General features: G+C 63.1%; 16 protein-coding genes. 8 read left to right on the top strand and 8 right to left on the bottom strand.

Annotated elements, in window-relative coordinates; all coding sequences use genetic code 11:
• Positions 1–81: 81 nt before the first annotated feature.
• Genes CKW13_RS05835 through mfd form a run of 3 tightly spaced genes read right to left on the bottom strand, consistent with a single transcriptional unit; the run spans position 82 to position 6,806 of the window.
• Positions 82–2,769, bottom strand: coding sequence for a DEAD/DEAH box helicase (locus CKW13_RS05835; RefSeq protein ID WP_095107643.1), 2,688 nt, complete (start codon positions 2,767–2,769; stop codon positions 82–84).
• Between the two features lie 10 nt (positions 2,770–2,779).
• On the bottom strand, positions 2,780–3,346 hold the full coding sequence (locus tag CKW13_RS05840; RefSeq protein ID WP_095107644.1) for a CsiV family protein: 567 nt from the start codon (positions 3,344–3,346) through the stop codon (positions 2,780–2,782).
• A gap of 10 nt (positions 3,347–3,356) precedes the next feature.
• Complete coding sequence (mfd, locus tag CKW13_RS05845) at positions 3,357–6,806, bottom strand: transcription-repair coupling factor (protein ID WP_095107645.1); 3,450 nt, start codon at positions 6,804–6,806, stop codon at positions 3,357–3,359.
• A 168-nt stretch (positions 6,807–6,974) separates the two neighbouring features.
• On the opposite strand from mfd, the gene CKW13_RS05850 reads away from it, so the two are divergent.
• The 3 genes from CKW13_RS05850 (at position 6,975) to sthA (ending at position 11,152) form a co-directional block, all read left to right on the top strand.
• Positions 6,975–8,438, top strand: a complete 1,464-nt coding sequence (locus CKW13_RS05850) for a glyceraldehyde-3-phosphate dehydrogenase (protein WP_095107646.1) — start codon at positions 6,975–6,977, stop codon at positions 8,436–8,438.
• A gap of 130 nt (positions 8,439–8,568) precedes the next feature.
• Positions 8,569–9,570 (top strand): FAD:protein FMN transferase, encoded by a 1,002-nt coding sequence (locus CKW13_RS05855; protein WP_095107647.1) that lies wholly within the window; start codon positions 8,569–8,571, stop codon positions 9,568–9,570.
• Positions 9,571–9,757: 187 nt separating this feature from the next.
• Positions 9,758–11,152: a Si-specific NAD(P)(+) transhydrogenase gene (gene sthA / locus CKW13_RS05860; RefSeq protein ID WP_095107648.1), complete on the top strand. Its 1,395-nt coding sequence runs from the start codon at positions 9,758–9,760 to the stop codon at positions 11,150–11,152.
• A gap of 42 nt (positions 11,153–11,194) precedes the next feature.
• Here the strand turns inward: sthA and CKW13_RS05865 are convergent, their stop codons facing one another.
• Complete coding sequence (locus tag CKW13_RS05865) at positions 11,195–11,917, bottom strand: glycerophosphodiester phosphodiesterase (RefSeq protein ID WP_095107649.1); 723 nt, start codon at positions 11,915–11,917, stop codon at positions 11,195–11,197.
• A gap of 2 nt (positions 11,918–11,919) precedes the next feature.
• Positions 11,920–12,513, bottom strand: a complete 594-nt coding sequence (locus CKW13_RS05870; RefSeq protein WP_095107650.1) for a PilZ domain-containing protein — start codon at positions 12,511–12,513, stop codon at positions 11,920–11,922.
• A gap of 94 nt (positions 12,514–12,607) precedes the next feature.
• Between CKW13_RS05870 and CKW13_RS05875 the strand changes: the two genes are divergently transcribed.
• The 3 genes from CKW13_RS05875 to CKW13_RS05885 are packed head-to-tail and all read left to right on the top strand — an operon-like array spanning position 12,608 to position 15,846.
• On the top strand, positions 12,608–13,858 hold the full coding sequence (locus tag CKW13_RS05875; RefSeq protein WP_095107651.1) for a lipoprotein-releasing ABC transporter permease subunit: 1,251 nt from the start codon (positions 12,608–12,610) through the stop codon (positions 13,856–13,858).
• A gap of 7 nt (positions 13,859–13,865) precedes the next feature.
• Entirely contained in the window at positions 13,866–14,549 is a 684-nt protein-coding gene (gene lolD, locus CKW13_RS05880; protein ID WP_176465057.1) for a lipoprotein-releasing ABC transporter ATP-binding protein LolD, read from the top strand.
• Between the two features lie 52 nt (positions 14,550–14,601).
• Entirely contained in the window at positions 14,602–15,846 is a 1,245-nt protein-coding gene (locus CKW13_RS05885; RefSeq protein WP_095107653.1) for a lipoprotein-releasing ABC transporter permease subunit, read from the top strand.
• A gap of 86 nt (positions 15,847–15,932) precedes the next feature.
• Here the strand turns inward: CKW13_RS05885 and CKW13_RS05890 are convergent, their stop codons facing one another.
• Together CKW13_RS05890 and CKW13_RS05895 are read right to left on the bottom strand one after the other, a co-directional pair.
• On the bottom strand, positions 15,933–17,291 hold the full coding sequence (locus CKW13_RS05890) for a heavy metal sensor histidine kinase (protein WP_095107654.1): 1,359 nt from the start codon (positions 17,289–17,291) through the stop codon (positions 15,933–15,935).
• The gene (locus tag CKW13_RS05895; protein ID WP_095107655.1) at positions 17,291–17,971 is read right to left on the bottom strand and encodes a heavy metal response regulator transcription factor; all 681 of its coding nucleotides are present in this window, start codon (positions 17,969–17,971) and stop codon (positions 17,291–17,293) included. The genes CKW13_RS05890 and CKW13_RS05895 overlap by 1 nt, the downstream gene beginning before the upstream one ends.
• A gap of 154 nt (positions 17,972–18,125) precedes the next feature.
• Between CKW13_RS05895 and CKW13_RS05900 the strand changes: the two genes are divergently transcribed.
• Complete coding sequence (locus tag CKW13_RS05900) at positions 18,126–18,641, top strand: plastocyanin/azurin family copper-binding protein (protein WP_095107656.1); 516 nt, start codon at positions 18,126–18,128, stop codon at positions 18,639–18,641.
• A gap of 56 nt (positions 18,642–18,697) precedes the next feature.
• A complete protein-coding gene (gene queF / locus CKW13_RS05905; RefSeq protein ID WP_095107657.1) occupies positions 18,698–19,528 on the top strand; it encodes an NADPH-dependent 7-cyano-7-deazaguanine reductase QueF in 831 nt (276 codons plus the stop codon).
• A 45-nt stretch (positions 19,529–19,573) separates the two neighbouring features.
• Here the strand turns inward: queF and tal are convergent, their stop codons facing one another.
• Positions 19,574–20,500 carry a transaldolase gene (tal, locus tag CKW13_RS05910; RefSeq protein ID WP_095107658.1) on the bottom strand — a complete coding sequence of 309 codons (927 nt, stop codon included), beginning with the start codon at positions 20,498–20,500 and terminating at the stop codon, positions 19,574–19,576.
• Between the last annotated feature and the right edge of the window lie 73 nt (positions 20,501–20,573).

A 20,573-nucleotide genomic window follows, 5' to 3' on the forward strand; every position in this document is an offset into this window, starting at 1 on the left:
AGTGTGGCGCGCCTATCGCGGGCAAGGCCCGCTCCCACAGGCTACAGTGCTCGATCTGTGGCGCGATAGACGCGCCACAAACTAATGCTTGGCTTTATCCGGCAGCGGCGCGAACAGCGCTTCAATGTCGTTGTTTTGCAGCTTCCAGTCCCCGGCCTGGCGCCCGTCGAGCACGCCTGCGGCGAGGTCGGACTTTTCTTTTTGCAGGTGCTGGATTTTTTCCTCCACCGTGCCCCGGGCAATCATCTTGTAGACGAACACCGGTTTTTCCTGGCCAATGCGGTAGGCGCGGTCGGTGGCCTGGTTTTCCGTGGCAGGGTTCCACCACGGGTCGTAGTGGATCACCGTATCGGCTTCGGTCAGGTTCAAGCCTACGCCGCCCGCCTTGAGGCTAATCAGGAAGATCTGCAACTGGCCGCTCTGGAAGGCCTTGACCGGCGTGCGGCGGTCGCGGGTCTGCCCGGTCAGCAGGGCATAGGCGACGCCGCGTTTTTTCAGTTCGGTTTCAATCAGGGTCAGCATTGAAGTGAACTGGGAGAACAGCAGAATCCGCCGCCCCTCCTCGAACAACTCTTCAAGCATTTGCATCAGGCTATCGAGCTTGCCCGAGGTGCTGCCCCGGGTGGGTGGGGCTTCGTTAACCAGGCGCAGGTCGCAGCAGACCTGGCGCAGCTTGAGCAGCGCTTCGAGGATGATGATTTGGCTGCGGGCCACGCCTTTGCGGGTGATCTCGTCGCGTACTTTTTTGTCCATGGCCAGGCGCATGGTTTCGTAGACGTCCCGCTGGGCTTCGTTGAGGTCGACCCAATGGATGATCTCGGTCTTGGGTGGCAGTTCAGTGGCCACCTGCTCTTTGGTGCGGCGCAGCAGGAACGGCTTGATGCGCCCGTTGAGGTGCTGCAAGCGCACTTCGCTGCCGCGTTTTTCGATGGGCACGCGGTAGTCGCGGTTGAAGGTCTTCACGTCCCCCAGCCAACCCGGCAGCAAGAAGTGGAACAGTGACCAGAGTTCGCCCAGGTGGTTTTCCAGGGGCGTACCGGACAGGCACAGGCGTTGCCGGGCGTCGAGGCTGCGGGCAGCTTCGGCGGCCTTGCTGGTGGGGTTCTTGATGTACTGCGCTTCGTCCAACACCAGCACATGCAGCGGCTGGGCGGCCAGCACTTCGATGTCCTTGGGCAGCAGGGCGTAGGTGGTGAGGATCAGGTCGTACTCGGCCAGTTGGGCGAAGTGCTTCTTGCGCCCGGCGCCATACAACGCCAGGACCTTGAGCTGGGGCGTGAAGTGCGCCGCTTCGTCGAGCCAATTGGGGATCAGGCTGGTGGGCATCACTACCATGCACGGCCGGTCGAGGCGCCCGGCGTGCTTTTCGCTGAGCACGTGGGCCAGGGTTTGCAGGGTTTTGCCCAGGCCCATGTCGTCGGCGAGGATGCCGCCCACCTCCAGTTGGCGCAGTGACTGCATCCAGCTCAGGCCTTCGAGTTGGTAGGGGCGCAAGGTGGCGTTGAGGCCATCGGGCGCGCGGCAACTGTAGTCTCTGATGTCGCGCAGGCGTTGGGCGAAGGTGCGGATGTGTTCGCCGCCTTCCCACAGCAGGGGCAACTCTTGCAGCGGGTTGAGCCGCAAGGCATCGGCTTTGCTCAGGCGCAGGCGGGTTTCGCCTGGTTCTTGCAGGTAGAACTCGCCGAGGGTGGCCAGCACCGGTTTCAGGCGCCCGAAGGGCAGGGCCACTTGCAGCGGGCCGCTGTCGGTAGGGGGCCGGTTGGGGATGTTCACCAGGATCAACTCGTCGTCGCGGCGTTTGGCCAGGCGTTCGGGGTTGAGCAACTCGGTGTGGGAGCGCATCAGGTTGAGCAGGATCGGCAGCAGGCTCAGGCGCTCGCCGTTGACGATGATGCCCAGTTCCAGGTCGAACCAATCACGCTGCGGCGCCTCCTCGACGCTGGCGTACCAGTCATCGACGGCGGTCAGGTCGAAGCCGAAGTCGTCCTCTATCTGCAGCTCCCAGCCTTGTTCGCGCAGGCTGGGCAGTTGGTTGAGGGTGAAGGTCAGCCAGGCGCTGTCGTTGACCATCTCGAACAATTCGCCAGCGCTTTCGGGCAGGGCTTTACTTTGCCGGGTGGCGATGCGAAACCCCAGCAGCCTGAGCTGTTCGCGGTAGTGCTTCTCGGCGTCGAGTTGGCGCTTGATGCGCAGGGTCTGCTGTTCCTGGCGGATCAGGATATCGGCGTTTTTCTGCCCGCTGACGTATTCGCCCTGATAGTTGAAGGACAGCGCGGCGCGGTGCTGGATATAGCGCTGCATTTTGCCGTTACGCGGTTCAAAGGCGCTGAATTCGACGCTGGCCAGCCACAGGCGCGGCACCGGTTGCACGTCGTCGAGCAGCACTTGCGGCGGGGCGGCGGGGCGGCGGTTTTCCAGGACCGTCTGGAGTTTTTCCAACAGTTGGGCGTCTTTGGCGGCGGCGGGGAAGGCCAGGGTTTCTTCGACTTGCAGCAGTACCGCGGCGCAGTGCTTGCAGTTGACCCGCACGGGGCAACTGCACGTAGCGTCCACCATCAGCAGGGTGTTTTTCGCGGATTCGCGCAGGTTGATGGTCTGGCGGTAGACGTTGCCGCCCGAGCCTTCGCAACTGGCAGTGATGGTGCTGTCGCCGACCTGGACGAAGCGCACGCGGTTTTCCAGCGCGTAGCGGCGCCCGCGCTCAAGGCTCTGTTCTTTGAAGCGACTGACCCAGGACGGTGCCAGGGGTTTGGTCAGGGTCGCGGGCATGGGCACTCAGTCAGTCCGGGATTTCAACGGGGGCTTGGCTGCGGGCGGGGGCGGATAGCGAGGTGATTTTTATCAGCAGGCCCAGGTGGCCGTTGTCGAGAAAATTCAGTTGGCCGTTCTTGGTGTGGCTTTGCTGGCTCAGGCTTTCGCTGGCGGTAATCAGGCCATTGCGGTCGATCTGGTTGACCCAGAACTTGGCGTTGACGTCGGTAAAGCGCCCTAGTTTCAACTCCAGGGTGCCCTGGATCGGGAACTGGCCGAACTGCCCGGCACCGTCGCTGATCGCCACTGTGCTCGGCGCCTCGCCCAGAGGCTGTTGCCAGGCCTTGTGCAGCAGCACGCTGTAGTCGGTGCTGGCCTTGAGGTTTTCGACTTCTTTGTTGAGGCTCGGCGTGCGCAGGCTGGCCGGGTCAACTGGGCGGGCGCCGGCGGCCCAATCCTCTGGCGCGGGGCGGCTGAGGATGGTGGGTTCGGCGTTCTGCCGCACCAGGATCATCTCGATCTGGTACAGCTCATCGGCCAACGCCAAGGGGGCGACCAGGGTCAGCAGCAAGGTCAGTGAGGCAAACAGGCGCATGGCACGTCCTTCAAGCAGTTTTCGGGGCTAGGCGCTCGAACAGCGCCTCCAATGTGTTGAAGCGCTCTTCGGGACGTTCCATTGGCACCATGAATTTGAACAGCGTAGCGCCTTCAAATTTGTAGCGGTTGGGCTGGCCCTGGATGAGTTTTATCAGCACCAGCGGATCGACCGGCGTCTGCGGTTCGAACTCGATACGCCCGCCCTGTGGCCCGGCGTCGACCTTCTTGATGCCCAGTTGTTCGGCTTGCAGCTTGAGCAGGGTCAGGCGCACCAGGTTCTTGGTCGGCTCAGGCAGCAGGCCGAAGCGGTCGATCATTTCCACTTGCAGGTCCTTGAGGCCCTCTTCGTCGGTGGCCGAGGCGATGCGCTTGTACAGGATCAGCCGCGCATGCACATCTGGCAGGTAGTCCTCGGGAATCAACGCGGGCAGGCGCAGGTTGATTTCCGGGCCGCCGCCCAAGGGTTGGTCGAGGTTCGGTTGCTCGCCCTTGCGGATGGCCTTGACCGCCCGTTCGAGCATTTCCATGTAGAGGGTGAAGCCCACGGCCTGGATCTGCCCGCTCTGACCGTCGCCCAATAGCTCGCCGGCGCCGCGGATTTCCAGGTCGTTGGTGGCCAGCACGAAACCGGCGCCCAGGTCCTGGGTATTGGCAATGGCCTCCAGGCGTTTTTGCGCATCCGCAGTGACTTGCTGGCGCGGTGGCGTGAGCAGGTAGGCGTAGGCCTGGTGGTGGCTGCGCCCCACGCGGCCGCGCAATTGGTGCAGTTGCGCCAGGCCGAACTTGTCGGCGCGCTCGATGATGATGGTGTTGGCGCTGGGCACGTCGATGCCGGTCTCGATGATGGTCGAGGCGATCAGCACGTTGAAGCGCTTGTGGTAGAAGTCGCTCATCACCTGTTCGAGCTCGCGTTCGCGCATCTGCCCGTGGCCGATGCCGATGCGTGCTTCGGGCACTAGTTCGGCGAGGTCTGCGGCGCATTTCTCGATGGTTTTTACATCGTTGTGCAGGTAATAGACCTGGCCGCCACGCAGCAGCTCACGTAGCAGGGCTTCTTTGACGGTGCTGTTGTTCTGCTCCATGACGAAGGTGCGCACCGACAGGCGCCGTGCCGGCGGGGTGGCGATGATCGATAGGTCGCGCATGCCCGAGACGGCCATGTTCAGCGTGCGTGGGATGGGCGTGGCGGTCAGGGTGAGGATGTCCACCTCGCTACGCAGGGCCTTGAGCTGTTCCTTCTGGCGCACGCCGAAGCGGTGTTCTTCGTCGATGATGACCAGGCCCAGGTTTTTGATCTTGACGTCGTCCTGCAGCAACTTGTGGGTGCCGATAACGATGTCGATCTTGCCTTCGGCCAGGTCGGCGACGGCGGCGTTGACTTCCTTGGTCGATTTGAAGCGGCTCATCACTTCGACGGTCACCGGCCAGTCGGCGAAGCGATCGCGAAAGCTGTTGTAGTGCTGCTGGGCGAGCAGGGTAGTGGGCACCAGGATCGCCACCTGGCGGCCGCCGTGCACGGCGATGAACGCGGCGCGCATGGCCACTTCGGTCTTGCCGAAGCCCACGTCGCCGCACACCAGGCGATCCATGGGCTTGGGCGCGAGCATGTCGGCGCGCACGGCTTCGATGGTGGTTTGCTGGTCCGGGGTTTCCTCGAAGGGAAAACCGGCGCTGAACGTTGCGTAGTCGGCCTTGGGGTCGGCGAATGCGTAGCCTTCGCGGGCGGCGCGGCGGGCGTAGATGTCCAGCAGTTCGGCGGCCACGTCGCGCACCTGCTCGGCGGCTTTGCGCTTGGCTTTCTGCCAGGTCTCCGACCCCAGGCGATGCAGGGGTGCGAGGGCGTCGTCGCTGCCGGTGTAGCGGGCGATCAGGTGCAGGCTGGCCACCGGCACGTAGAGCTTGGCGCCCTCGGCGTATTCCATGGTGAGGAATTCGGCGGCCTGGTTGTCGATTTCCAACGTGGCCAGGCCCAGGTAGCGGCCCACGCCGTGGTCGATGTGCACCACCGGCGCGCCTTCGCGCAGCTCGGTGAGGTTCTTGATGACCGCGTCGTTGTTGGCGTCGGCGCGTTTTTCCCGGCGCCGGCGCTGCATCACCCGTTGGCCGAACAGCGGGCTCTCGGCGATCAACGCCAGCGCCGGGTCGTCCAGCAGCAGGCCATCGTCCAGGGGGGCGATGGTGATCGCCAAACGGTGTTTGCTGGCGACGAAATCCGGCCAGTTATCAACGGTTTTTGGCCGCAGCTTAAGGCGCTCAAGCAGCTCCAGCAGAACTTCGCGGCGCCCGGCCGACTCGGCGGTAAACAGCACGCGCCCGTCAAAGGCTTCAAGGAACCCGGAAAGCGCCGCCAAGGGCTCGTTGGCCTTGGCTTCGATGGCCAGGTTGGGCAGGGCCCGGGCGGCGAACCGCTCACGCCCGGCGCCGGTGTCCACGTCCTGCTGGCTGGCGACCACCCGGGGCCAGTTCTTCAGGCGCGCGAAGCAGTCTTCGACCGGCAGGAACAATTCGGCCGGCGGCAGCAGCGGGCGCGATGGATCGACGCGGCGCTCTTCGTAGCGGTTGCGCACATCGTTCCAGAAGTTTTCCGCCGCTTGCTCGATGCCCGGCAGGGAGAACACCTGGGTGTCCTGCGGCAAGTAGTCGAACAGGGTGGAGGTTTCGTCGAAAAACAGCGGCAGGTAGTACTCGATGCCGGCGGGAGTGATGCCGCTGCTCAGGTCCTGGAAGATCGGGCAGCGGCGAAAGTCCACGTCAAAGCGCTCGCGAAACCGTGCCTTGAACCGCGTCACCGCGTCTTTTTGCAGGGGGAACTCGCGGGCCGGGAGCAAGCGCACGGAGTCGACCTTGTCGATGGAGCGCTGGTTTTCCGGGTCGAAGGTACGCAGGGTCTCGATTTCGTCATCGAACAGGTCAATGCGGTAGGGCAGTTTGCTGCCCATCGGGAACAGGTCGATCAGCGCCCCGCGTACCGCGAACTCGCCGTGCTCGTACACCGTGTCGACGCAACGGTAGCCGCTGGCCTCCAGGCGCGTGCGCATCTGTTCGACGTCGAGTTTCTGGCCGATGTCCAGCACGAGGCTGCTGCCCAGCAGGAACTTGGTCGGCGCCAGGCGATGTAGGGCCGTGGTGATAGGCACTACCAAAACCCCGTGGCTCAGCTCCGGCAGCCGATACAGGCTGGCGATGCGCTGGGAAATGATGTCCTGGTGGGGCGAAAACAGGTCGTAGGGCAGGGTTTCCCAGTCCGGGAAGTGCAGCACCGGCAAATCGGGGGCGAAGAAACCCAGTTCCTGCTCCAGCCGTTCGGCGCTTTGGCTGTCGGCGGTCAGTAGCAGGGTGAAGCGCTTGGCAGCGCTGGCAGCCTCGGCGATGGCCAGGCTCAGGGCGGCACCGGGCAGGTTGCCCCAGTGCTGTTTACCTGCGGCAGCAGGGAGATGCGGTAGACGCAGAACAGGCACGGAAGGTTGAGCTCCAAGCGTTGCGACAAAGCCTGTGATTGTAGCGGGCGAAGGTGCCGGCTGTCAGTTGCAGACTGGCGCCAATCGAGCAAAACCATGGTGCGACAGGCGCGCATTGATCCGCGCCCGACTCGGCGGCATAATGTAGCCCCTTTTTTCTGCCCCTACATGTGGAAGGTTCCCGTGACTCAGAAGCCCGACCAGTGTCTTGGTGAATGGATCGACCGTGAAGCACTCGCAGAAGCGATGATTCCGCTTATCGGCCAGCTCTACCGCAACAACAATGTGGTGAGCTCGATCTATGGCCGCAGCCTGATCAACCGGTCAGTCATCGCGATTCTCAAAGCCCACCGCTTTGCTCGCCATCGCCAGTCCGACGACAGTGAATTGTCTGTCCACGAGACTTTCCCCCTGCTTAAAGCCATGAGCGAGCTCAAGCTCGGCGCTGCTTCGGTAGACCTGGGCAAACTGGCGGTCAAGTTCAAGACCCAGGGCAACGGCCGTACCGCCGAGCAGTTCGTGCGTGAAGAGCTGGCCGATGTGGTTGGCCAGCAAAACGCGTCGGCGCGCAAAGGCACTGACGTGGTGTTGTACGGCTTCGGTCGTATCGGCCGCCTGCTGGCGCGCATTCTGATCGAGAAAACCGGTGGCGGCGATGGCCTGCGCCTGCGTGCCATCGTGGTCCGTAAGGGCGCCGAGAATGACCTGGTCAAACGCGCCAGCCTGCTGCGTCGCGACTCGGTCCATGGCCCGTTCGACGGCACCATCACGGTCGATGAAGCCAACAACACCATCACCGCCAATGGCAACCTGATCCAGGTGATTTACGCGAAGAACCCGACCGAGGTGGACTACACCCAGTACGGCATCAAGAACGCGTTGCTGGTGGACAACACCGGTGTATGGCGTGACGCCGACGGCCTTGGCCAGCACCTGACGTGCCCGGGCGTTGACCGCGTTGTGCTGACCGCGCCTGGCAAGGGCAAGCTCAAGAACATCGTGCACGGCATCAACCACGGCGAAATCACTGCTGACGACAAGATCATCTCGGCCGCTTCCTGCACCACCAACGCCATCGTGCCGGTGCTCAAGGCAGTGAACGACAAGTTCGGCATCGTCAACGGCCACGTGGAAACGGTTCACTCGTACACCAACGACCAGAACCTGATCGACAACTTCCACAAGGGCGATCGCCGTGGCCGTAGCGCCGCGCTGAACATGGTCATCACCGAAACCGGTGCGGCCACCGCAGCGGCCAAGGCCCTGCCAGAGCTGGCCGGCAAGTTGACCGGCAACGCGATCCGCGTGCCAACGCCGAACGTGTCGATGGCCATTCTCAACCTCAACCTTGAGAAAGCCGCCACCCGCGAAGAGATGAACGAGTACCTGCGCTACATGGCGCTGCACTCCGATCTGCATAAGCAAATCGACTACGTCAATTCGCAGGAAGTGGTATCCACCGACTTCGTTGGCTCGCGCCACGCCGGTGTGGTGGACGCTGAAGCGACCATCACCCAGGACAACCGCGTTGTCCTGTACGTGTGGTACGACAACGAGTTCGGCTACAGCTGCCAGGTCGTACGCGTGATGGAAGACATGGCCGGGGTTAACCCGCCTGCCTTCCCACGCTAAGCCCAGGGTTTAGCCGCTGTTGAAAACGCCCCGACTGGTTCGGGGCGTTTTTGTTTGTGCCGTTCGTGGCGGGCCCATAAGGGCTGGTCTGTTTTGCAAGGGGAGGGGGGAAGTCGTGGGGCGAATCACGATGGCAGGGGTTTTTCTGGCGTTGGCCGTTGTTGCGGGCTGCGGCCCGGACGAGTCGTTGCAGCGCTTCGGCGGCCCGACCATGGGCAGCACCTACAGCATTCAGTATGTGCAGCGCGGTGGTGTGCCTTCAGTGGGTGAGGTGCAGCGGCAGGTGGGGCGAATCCTCGCTGAGATCGACGAGCAGATGTCCACCTACCGCAGCGATTCGGACATCGAGCGCTTCAATGACTTGCCCGCCAACAGCTGCCGCGCGATGCCGGCGCCGGTATTGGAATTGGTGCGGGTCGGCGAGCAGTTGTCGGCTCAAAGCAATGGTGCTTTCGACTTGACCATCGAGCCCTTGCTCAACCTGTGGGGCTTCGGGCCGCAGTCGCGGGGCGAGCAGGTGCCGGATGCCCAGGCCCTGGCGCAGGTCCGCCAGCGTGTCGGTCACGTTCATTTGCGCATCGAGGGCGAGCAGTTGTGCAAGGACGCGCCGGTGCAGGTGGACTTCAACAGCATCGCCGCCGGCTACGCAGTGGACCGCATTGCCACGACGCTCCAAGGGCTGGGCGTCGGCAGCTACCTGGTGGAAGTCACCGGTGAACTTAAGGCTGCCGGCCACAAGCCTGATGGCTCGCCTTGGCGGGTGGCCCTGGAGGCGCCGCGGGATGACCAGCAAGTGCTGGAACGTATCATCGCGGTCGATGGCTTCGGGGTGTCCACCTCGGGGGATTACCGTAAATACTTCGAGCGCGACGGGCGCCGCTACTCTCACACCCTGGATGCCCAGACCGCCGCGCCAATCCAGCATGCCCTGGCCTCGGTGACGGTGCTTCACCCGCAAGCATTGATGGCGGATGGCTTATCGACATTGCTTTTGATTCTCGGGCCGCAACGGGGCTGGGAATATGCAGAGAAAAACGCCATCGCCGCATTTTTTGTGATTCGTGCCGATAACGGTTTTGTCACCCGCAGCAGCGCGGCGTTTGAGCGCATGAGCACAAACCTGGCCCCTTGACCTTGATGTAGTGCAGGCAAAAGTAGCCTACGACACGACCAAGGGTTAATGTGCGCGGCGTTGAGGCTTCTATAGACTGTGTCCGGGTTCTAGCTTGACCCCCAATTTGTTCCTTCATGCCGCTGGCCGCGGCATGATTTAGCCGCAGGCGCCGCAGTGGTGCCTCGGCCTGTTCTGAGGAGTACGCATGGCTGTCTACAACTACGACGTGGTGGTGCTGGGTTCCGGCCCTGCTGGAGAAGGTGCGGCAATGAACGCCGCCAAGGCCGGCCGCAAGGTGGCGATGGTTGACAGTCGCCGTCAGGTCGGCGGCAACTGCACCCACCTGGGGACCATCCCGTCCAAGGCCTTGCGTCACTCGGTACGGCAAATCATGCAGTTCAACACCAACCCGATGTTCCGGGCCATTGGTGAGCCGCGCTGGTTCTCGTTCCCCGACGTACTCAAGAGTGCCGAAAAAGTCATCTCCAAGCAGGTGGCGTCCCGTACCGGTTATTACGCCCGCAACCGCGTTGACCTGTTTTTCGGCACCGGCAGCTTTGCCGACGAGCAAACGGTGGAAGTGGTCTGCGCCAATGGCGTGGTGGAAAAACTGGTGGCCAAGCAGGTCATCGTTGCCACCGGGTCGCGCCCGTATCGCCCGGCCGATATCGATTTCCACCACCCGCGTATCTACGATAGCGACACCATCCTGAGCCTGGGCCACACGCCGCGTAAGCTGATCGTGTACGGCGCCGGCGTGATCGGTTGCGAATACGCCTCGATCTTCAGCGGCCTCGGCGTGCTGGTGGAACTGGTGGACAACCGTGGCCAGTTGCTCAGCTTCCTGGACTCGGAAATCTCCCAAGCCCTGAGCTACCACTTCAGCAACAACAACATCACCGTGCGCCACAACGAAGACTACGACCGGGTCGAAGGCGTGGACAACGGCGTGATCCTGCACCTCAAGTCCGGCAAGAAGATCAAGGCCGACGCCTTGCTCTGGTGCAACGGCCGTACCGGCAACACCGACCAGTTGGGCCTGGAAAATATCGGCATCAAGGTCAACAGCCGTGGCCAGATCGAAGTGGACGAAAACTACCGTACCGCGGTGCCGAACATCTACGCCGCGGGCGACGTGATCGGCTGGCCGAGCCTGGCCAGTGCCGCTCACGACCAGGGCCGCTCGGCCGCTGGCAGCATTGTCGATAACGGCAGCTGGCGCTTCGTCAACGACGTGCCGACCGGGATCTACACCATTCCGGAGATCAGCTCGATCGGTAAAAACGAGCAGGAGCTGACACAGGCCAAGGTGCCGTATGAAGTCGGCAAGGCGTTTTTCAAGGGCATGGCTCGGGCGCAGATCGCCGGTGAACCGCAAGGCATGCTCAAGATTTTGTTCCACCGCGAAACCCTGGAGGTGCTGGGGGTTCACTGCTTCGGCTACCAGGCTTCGGAGATCGTGCACATCGGCCAGGCGATCATGAACCAGCCGGGCGAACTCAACACGCTGAAGTACTTCGTCAATACCACGTTCAACTACCCGACCATGGCCGAAGCCTATCGGGTAGCGGCGTACGACGGTCTCAACCGGCTTTTTTGAGCGGCTCCGGCCGGTGGCCTGAGCCGGCCGGGGAGACCGATTTCAGCTATTCCCAAGGGTGGCAGTGGCCAAACCGGGAAAGTCTGTAATCAGGCTATCTACGCCGAAGTCGGCGAGCCTGCGCATCAGCGCGGGTTCGTTGACGGTCCACACCGACACATGCAACCCCTGGCGCTGGGCCTTTTCCAGGCGTTCAGGGGTGCAGAGTGTCCAGTTCAACGCCAGAATCTCGCAGCCATAGCCCTGGGCGACCTTCAGCGGGTCGAGCCAGGCGTACTCGGCTACCAGCCCCCGGGACACGTCCGGTGTGAGGTCCAGGGCGGCCTTGAGCACTTCCCGCGAGCCGGAGGTGATGGTGACCCTGTCCAGCAGGCCGAAACGCTGGGCCAGTTCCCGAATCGCTAGCACGGTGGTGGCCGCGCGGGTGCGTGATGCGCTCTTGACCTCCAGTTGCCAGTGCTCGAAATCGCATTGCTCGAACAGCTCCTCCAGGCGCGGGATCGGACAGGGCGTGATCCAGCCCGGGCCACCCTTGCGCGCGTCGTAGCTGGTCAGGTCGGCAGCCGAATGCTCGGCCACTTTGCCGCGCCGGTCGGTGGTGCGCTTGAGGGTCGGGTCGTGGATCACCATCAGTTCGCCGTCGCGCGACAGGTGCAAGTCCAGCTCGCAGCGGCGCACGCCGTGCTTGAGGCACTGCTGGAAACTGGTCAGGGTGTTTTCCGGTGCTTCGCCCTTGGCGCCGCGATGGCCGTAGATGAGGGTCACGTTTATTCCTTCTGGGTGACGGACGATTCGTTCTGTTCTCGGGCCAGGCGTCGTTCCTGGGCCTGTTTTTGCAGGATGTAGCGTGCCAGCAACTGGCGTTGGGCGTCGCTGATGAGTTCGAACTCGGTGCCGACCTCGAACTGCGCCCCTTTAGCGGCACAGTGGGTGACCCGGGCGCGTAGCAAAAGGCCCAGGGCCTGGGGCATCAACACGAGCTTCACCGACAGCGCGGTGCCGAGGGCAAACGCATTAGGGGCGCTGAATTCGATGCCGCCCTCGGAAATCACCACCGGTTGCGGTTCGCCGATCTGCCCGAGCACGGTCAGGGCCACGACCTGGCTGAGCAGGTCGATGCGTTTGTTAAGCACTTTGAGGTAGCTGGCGGTGTTGCGGTCGCGTTCGCTGATTTGCCGGAGTAGGTGTTGCGACTCGAACTCGCTCAGGTGCAGTTCGCTGAGTAGGTTGAACAGGGGGGACGCATCCTGCAACACATCCTGGCCCGCGGCTTCGGGGGCGGACAGGGGCCGAATTTCCAGTGCGATCGTGTCCTCGATACGGTAGTATTCGCGGCGATCTTCTTCATCTAATGTCGACATGGCGAACCCATGGTAGCGGCGGTGGTCTGAGTGTAAAGCTGGTTATCGACCCCCGCCACAAGGACGTTCCTTTTCCCTCCGAACAAGCCCCGACATGTTCAGACCTCTCTTCGTATTTATTGGCACGCGTTATACCCGCGCCAAGCGTCGCAATCATTTTGTATCGTTCATTTCCCTGACTTCGATGATCGGGCTCGCCTTGGGCGTGGTCGTGATGATCGTCGTGCTGTCGGTGATGAACGGTTTCGACCATGAGATGCGCACCCGCGTGCTGGGCATGGTGCCCCACGCCACCATCGAGTCCGGCGAGCCCATCGGCGACTGGCAAAGCGTGGCCGCCAAGGTCAAGCAGAACCCGCAGGTGCTGGCGGTGGCGCCCTTTACACAGATGCAGGGCCTGCTGACCAACAACGGCAAGGTGCAGAAAGTTCTGCTCAATGCCATCGACCCGGCCCAGGAGCGGCAGGTGTCGATCATCGATCAGTTCATGCAGCAGGGCCAGCTCGATGCGCTGGCCCCCGGCAGCTTCGGCATCGTCATCGGCGACAAGGCCGCCGCCAAGCTCGGCGCCGTTATTGGCGACAAGCTGACCTTCGTCGCCCCGGAAGTCACCGTGACGCCGGCGGGCATGTTCCCGCGCATGAAGCGCTTCACCGTGGTCGGCATCTTTCATGTCGGCGCCGGTGAGATCGACGGCTACCTGGGCCTGACCAACCTCACCGACCTGGCGCGTCTGCACCGCTGGCAGCCGGATCAGGTGCAGGGCCTGCGGCTGAAGTTCGACGACCTGTTCCAGGCCCCGCGCACGGCGTGGAACATCGCCCAGCAGTTGGGCGAAGACCGCTACTACGCCCGCGACTGGACCCGCTCCCACGGCAACCTCTACCAGGCCATCCGCATGGAAAAAGCCATGATCGGCCTGCTGTTGCTGCTGATTGTCGCGGTGGCGGCGTTCAACATCATTTCCACCCTGGTGATGGTGGTCAACGACAAGAAGGGTGACATCGCGATCCTGCGCACCCTCGGCGCCACGCCGGGGCAGATCATGGCGATCTTCATGGTCCAGGGCACGGTGATCGGTGTCGTGGGCACCTTGATCGGCGCCGTGGTGGGCATGTTCGCGGCGTTGAACGTCAGCGCGGCCATCGCCGGTGTCGAAAGCCTGATGGGGCACAAATTCCTGAACGCCGACGTGTACTTCATCGACTACCTGCCTTCGCAACTGATGGCTCAGGACGTGTTGATGGTCTGTGGCGCGGCGTTGGTTCTGAGTTTTCTCGCCACCCTGTATCCGGCCTGGCGTGCGGCACGCACCCAGCCTGCGGAGGCGCTACGTTATGAGTGAGTCGGGCATGAGTGAAAAAGCAATCCTGAGCTGCCGCAACCTGGGCAAGTCGTATGAAGAAGGGCCGGAATCGGTGGTGGTGCTGTCCGGCCTGCAACTGGAGCTGCACCCCGGTGAGCGGGTGGCGATTGTCGGTACGTCTGGTTCGGGCAAGAGCACCTTGCTCAACCTGCTGGGCGGCCTCGATACGCCCACCGAGGGCAGCGTCTGGCTGGCCGGTGAGGAGTTGTCGGCCCTGGGCGAAAAGGCCCGTGGCCAGTTGCGCAACCGCTCTTTGGGCTTTGTCTATCAGTTCCACCACTTGCTGCCCGAGTTCACGGCGCTGGAAAACGTCTGCATGCCGTTGCTGATCGGCCGCACCGCGATCCCCGAGGCGCGCCAGCGTGCCACGGCGTTGCTTGAGCGCGTCGGCCTCGGCCATCGCCTGGAGCACAAGCCCTCGGAGCTGTCCGGCGGCGAGCGCCAGCGTGTGGCGATTGCCCGGGCGTTGGTGAACAAGCCGGGGCTGGTGATGCTCGACGAGCCTACCGGCAACCTCGACTCGCACACCGCCCAGGGCATCCAGGACCTGATGCTGGAACTCAGCACCTCGATGCGCACCGCGTTTCTGGTGGTGACCCACGACATGAACCTGGCCCGGCAGATGGACCGTGTGTTGCACCTGCAGGAAGGCCGCCTGAGCGCGATCTGATTCAGCACCCGGCGCGTTGCCGGGTCGTTCACTTTTTTACGGTGCCTCGCCCATGTTCAGACCGTTATCGATCTTTATCGGCACGCGCTACACCCGCGCCAAGCGGCGCAACCGGTTTGTCTCGTTCATCTCGATGACCTCCATGATCGGCCTCGCCCTGGGCGTACTGGCGATGATCGTGGTGCTGTCGGTGATGAACGGTTTCCAGCGGGAAATGAGCTCGCGCATCCTCGGTATGGTGCCCCATGCCACCATCGTCGGCGTCAACCCGATCGACGACTGGCAACCGGTGGCCGCTGCCGCCCTGAAAAACCCCGAAGTCACCGCTGCGGTGCCGTTCACCGAGATGGAAGGCATGCTCTCCTACAAGGGCGCGATGCAGCCGATCCAGATCAGCGGCGTTGACCCGGCGCTTGAAGGCCAGGTGTCCATTGTGGCCAAGCACATCGTCCAGGGGCGCCTGGATGCGCTGCAACCGGGTGAGTTCGGCGTGGTGGTCGGGGAAATCACTGCGCGGCGTTTTCGCCTCAATGTCGGCGACAAATTGACCCTGATCGTGCCCGAAGTCAGCAGCGCGCCGGGCGGCATTACACCGCGCATGCAGCGCTTGAATGTGGTCGGGGTGTTCAAGGTCGGCGCCGAGCTGGACGGTTCCATGGCGTTGATCCACGTAGCCGACGCCGCGCAGATGCAACATTGGCAGCCCAACCAGGTGCAAAGCGTGCGCCTGGCGGTGAAGGACCTGTACGCCGCGCCCAAGGTATCGAGTGACGTGGCCGCGAGCCTCGGCGCCGCCTACCGGGCCGATGACTGGACCCACACCCAGGGCAGCCTGTTCAGCGCGATGAAAATGGAAAAGACCATGATCGGCCTGCTGTTGCTGATGATCGTTGCCGTCGCCGCGTTCAACATCATTGCCACGCTGATTATGGTGGTGAACGACAAGGGCGCCGACATCGCGATCCTGCGCACCATCGGCGCAACACCGCGGCAGATCATGGCGATCTTCATGGTCCAGGGCACTGTGATCGGGGTCGTCGGCACCTTGATCGGCGGCATCCTCGGGGTGATCGCGGCGCTCAACGTAAGTGAGTTGGTGGGTTGGCTGGAGCGGGTTTCCGGGCAGCACATCTTCAGTTCCGACGTGTACTTCGTTAGCAACCTGCCCTCGGAACTGCAAGGCGCGGACGTGGCGCTGATCTGCGGCGCGGGTTTCGTCCTGAGCTTTCTGGCGACGGTGTACCCGGCCTGGCGCGCGGCGAAAATCGAGCCGGCCCATGCGTTGCGTTATTCCTAAGCCCTGACGCGCTGGAGGAGCCTGTGCTATCGCAAGCAGGTTCTCCAGCGCAACATCGCCTCCCACCGTCAGGCATCCGTTCTAACTTACACCTGCTTAGGCAACTCAATCACAAAGCGCGTCCAGCCCTGCTGCGACTCGCAACGAATCTGCCCGCCATGGGCGCGGATGATCGATTGGGTAATCGCCAGCCCCAGCCCCGCATGTTCACTGCTGCCTTCGCGGCGGGCAGGGTCGGCGCGATAGAAGCGGTCGAACAGGCGCGGCAGCAGCTCGGGCGGGATGCCGGTGCCGCTGTTTTCTACGCTCAGGCACAGCTCTTTGCCCGTATCCGCGATCAGCACCCGCACCTCGCCGCTGGCGGGGGTGAAGCGTAGGGCGTTGTCCAGCAAGTTGGAAAAGGCCCGGCGCAGCATGTTGCGATCCCCGGCGAACGGTGCGCTGCCTTCGCGGCTCAGGGCGACCTGGGCGTCTTCGGCCAGGGGCGCGAAAAACTCCAGCAGTGCATCGATTTCCGCACCCAGGTCCAGGGCCTGATGCTTAGGGGTGAGCAAGCCGTGGTCGGCTTTGGCCAGGTACAGCATGTCGTTCACCAGTTGCGCCATCCACTGCAACTCTTCGAGGTTGCTGTGCAGCGCCTCGCGATAATCCTCCAGGCTGCGCGGTCGGGTCAGGGTGACCTGCGTGTGGGTCAGCAGGTTGGACAGCGGCGTGCGCAGTTCGTGGGCGATGTCGGCGGAGAACGCGGACAGGCGTTGGAAGGCGTCGTCGAGGCGCCCGAGCATGGCATTGAAACTGTGGGCCAGGTCCGCTAGCTCCGCCGGCATTTGCGCGTCTGGCAGGCGTTGGGCCAGGGAGTTGGCAGAGACGCTGGTCGCCACCTCGCTCATGCGCCGCAGCGGGCGCAAACCGCTGCGAGCGGCCCAGGCCCCGAGCAGCGCCGTGGCCAGCGCCGACAGGCCGACCGTCAGCCAGATCAGGTGCTGCATGCGTTGCAGGAAGTGCTGGTGGTGGGTGATATCCAGCACCAGGCTCAGGCGCGGCGAATTTGCCTGGTGGGTTTGCAGCGCCGTGTTGTAGACCCGGTACGCGGTGCCAGCGCTGTCTAGGCTGTGCAGCCCGGGCGCGGTCGGCAGGTCTGGGGGCAGGGCGGCGCTGTCGAACCACCGCTCGCCTTGGGCGCTGCGGATGTGCAGCGCCAAGTCCGGTTGATGATTGAGTTCATCTCGCAGCCGGCCGAGGCGTTCGTTCAACTGAGCGGGGCTTTCGGCGCCCTCGAGGATGCTGCGCAGCGCCACCAACTTGCTGTCCAGCAGTTGCTGGTCGAGTTCGATGAAATGGCCCTCGCTGGCGCGGCTGAACAACACCCCGGCCAGCAGCGATACCACCGCAGTGCACGCGGCGAACAGCAAGGCCAAACGGCCGCTGAGGGATAAGCGCCCCATCACGGTGCGCGCTCTTCGAGGACGTAGCCCATGCCGCGCACGGTGTGGATCAGCTTGTTCGGGAACTCATCGTCGATCTTCAGCCGCAAGCGGCGGATGGCGACTTCGATCACATTGGTGTCGCTGTCAAAATTCATGTCCCAGACCTGGGAGGCGATCAGGGATTTGGGCAGCACCTCGCCCTGGCGGCGCAGGAACAATTCCAGCAGGGCGAACTCCTTGGCGGTCAGGTCGATGCGCTGGCCGTTACGCTCCACGCGGCGGCGGATCAGGTCCAGGCGCAGGTCGGCCAGTTGCAGGCAGGTGTCCTGCGGCGCGGCGCTGCCACGGCGCAACAGGCTACGCACCCGGGCCAGCAGTTCGGAGAAGGCGAAGGGCTTGACCAGGTAGTCGTCGGCGCCCAGTTCCAGGCCATGCACGCGGTCTTGCACCGCGTCCCGGGCGGTGAGGAACAGCACCGGGGTATCGAGCCCGGCGCTACGCACAGCCTGGAGAATTTCCCAGCCGTCGCGCCCGGGCAACATCACATCGAGAATCAGCAGGGCGTAGTCGCCGGTCAGGGCCAGGTGCTGGCCGGTGGTGCCGTCGGCCACCAGTTCGGCGTTGAAACCGGCCTCGCTCAGGCCTTGGCGCAGGTAGTGCCCGGTTTTTGGTTGGTCTTCGACAATCAGCAGTTTCATGGGCAACCCGTGGTCAGTGGCGTCAAGCGTTATACCGCGTCTGGCGGCGCGGGCAGGCAAGCTGACAAAGTTGTCATCTGAGCGTCAGTTTGCTGGCAGCGGCGCGGCGCTAGAGTTTCCCACAAGCTGAACCTCATCTTGTTGGAGTGTGACCATGTTTTTGCGAAATCCCCTGTGGCTGGCCGGTTGTCTGTTGCTCGTGAGCTTTCCAGTCTGGGCCTCGCCCGCCCATACCTACGACTTCGGCCAGCCCGCGCCGGCGGCCAGCGCCACGCGCAGTATCGAGGTGGTGATGGGCGACATGACGTTCAACCCAGCCTCCCTGAGCATCAAGGCCGGCGAAACCGTGCGCTTCGTGCTGGTCAACAATGGCCGCTTGCTCCATGAGTTCAACCTCGGCGATGGCGCCATGCACGCCCGCCACCAGCAGGAAATGCTGCAAATGCAACAAAGTGGCCAATTGACCCCCACCGCCATGAAGGCCATGGACCACGCCAGCATGGGCCACGGCCAAATGAAGCACGACGACCCCAATAGCGTGCTGGTGGAGCCGGGCAAGACCGGCGAACTGACCTGGACCTTCAACAAGGCCACGGACCTTGAATTCGCCTGCAATATCCCAGGGCATTACCAGGCCGGGATGGTGGGCAAGCTCAAAGTCGGCCAGTAAGCACGGCGTGGATAAACCCGATAGAATCGTCGGGTTTTTTCAGTCAGGTTTCCGCCATGCATCCCGCAGCCGAACATTCGCCGCTGGGCAAGTCCAGTGAATACATCAGCACCTACACACCTTCCTTGCTGTTCCCGATCCCTCGTGCGGCGAAATGGGCCGAGCTGGGCCTGAGCGCCGAGACCCTGCCGTATCAAGGTGTGGATTTCTGGAATTGCTTCGAGTTGTCCTGGCTGCTGCCGTCGGGCAAGCCGGTGGTGGCCATTGGCGAGTTCAGCATCCCCGCCGATTCGCCGAACATCATCGAATCCAAGTCGTTCAAGCTGTACCTCAACTCCTTGAACCAAACGCCGTTTGTCGATCAGCAGGTGTTGCAAACGACCTTGCAGGCTGACCTCTCGGCCGCCGCCGGCAAACCGGTGGGCGTACGTATCCGCAGCCTGGCCGAGGTCGAGGCCGAAGGCGTCGTCGCCTTGCCCGGCGTGTGCATCGACGATCTGGATATCAGCGTCAGTAACTACGAGCAACCGCGCCCGGAGCTGCTGCGCTGCGACGCTGCGCGGGTGATCGAGGAAAGCGTGCACAGCCATCTGCTCAAATCCAACTGCCCGGTCACCCGCCAGCCGGATTGGGGTAGCGTCGCGGTCGAGTACCGCGGTGCGGCCCTGGACCACGCCAGCCTGTTGGCGTACCTGGTGAGTTTTCGCCAGCACTCCGACTTCCACGAGCAGTGCGTGGAGCGGATCTTCCTCGACCTGCAACGCCTGCTCAAACCGGAAAAACTCACGGTGTACGCCCGCTACGTGCGCCGCGGTGGCCTGGACATCAATCCCTACCGCAGTACCGAGGCGGTAACGCTGCCCAACGCGCGCCTGGTGCGCCAGTAAACAAAAGCCCCGCACAGAGCGGGGCTTTTTTGTGGCCAGTGTCAATCAGAGCTTGGCGGTGAGCAGGGCTTCGAGCTTTTCCTGGTCGCGGGCGAACTGGCGGATGCCCTCGGCGAGTTTCTCGGTGGCCATCGCGTCCTCATTGGAGGCCCAGCGGAACTGGCTTTCGCTCAGGCTCTGGCGGGCTTCGCCGGTATTGCCGGGGGCCAGTTTGCGTTCCAGTTTGCCGGTGTCGGCGGCGAGTTTTTCCAGCAGGTCGGGGCTAATGGTTAGGCGATCGCACCCGGCCAGTTGCTCGATCTGATTGAGGTTGCGAAAGCTCGCACCCATGACCACGGTCTGGTAGCCATTGGCCTTGTAGTAGTTGTAGATGCGCGTCACCGACTGTACGCCCGGGTCATCGGCGCCGGTGTAGTCACTGCCGTTGGCTTTTTTGTACCAGTCGTAGATCCGGCCCACGAACGGCGAAATCAGGAATACCCCAGCGTCGGCGCAGGCCACGGCTTGGGCAAAGGAAAACAGCAGGGTGAGGTTGGTCTGGATGCCTTCGCGCTCCAGTTGTTCGGCAGCGCGGATACCTTCCCAGGTAGAAGCGATCTTGATGAGCACACGATCGCGGCCAATGCCGGCTTTTTCATAGAGTTCGATCAAACGATGGGCTCGCTTGAGCATGGCGTCCGTGTCGAAGGACAGGCGCGCATCCACCTCGGTAGAAATACGCCCCGGGATCACCTTGAGGATTTCCTGCCCTACGGCCACCGCAAAACGGTCGCTGGCCAGGCCGACGTCACCTTTGCAGTCGCTGACGCAGGCATCGAGCAATGGGGCATAACCGGCAATCGCCGCCGCTTTGAGCAGCAACGAAGGGTTGGTGGTGGCGTCTACCGGTTTGACGCGCGCGATAGCCTCGAAATCGCCCGTGTCGGCGACAACGGTGGTGAACTGCTTGAGTTGATCCAGCTTGGAAGTCATGTGCGTGCTCTATCCGGTGGGTTCGACGACATTACCCGAGGGCCGGCAGCCACTCAAGGGTACTGATTCATAA

Origin of the sequence: Pseudomonas sp. Irchel 3E20 (genome assembly GCF_900187645.1) — a bacterium.
Taxonomy (GTDB): domain Bacteria; phylum Pseudomonadota; class Gammaproteobacteria; order Pseudomonadales; family Pseudomonadaceae; genus Aquipseudomonas.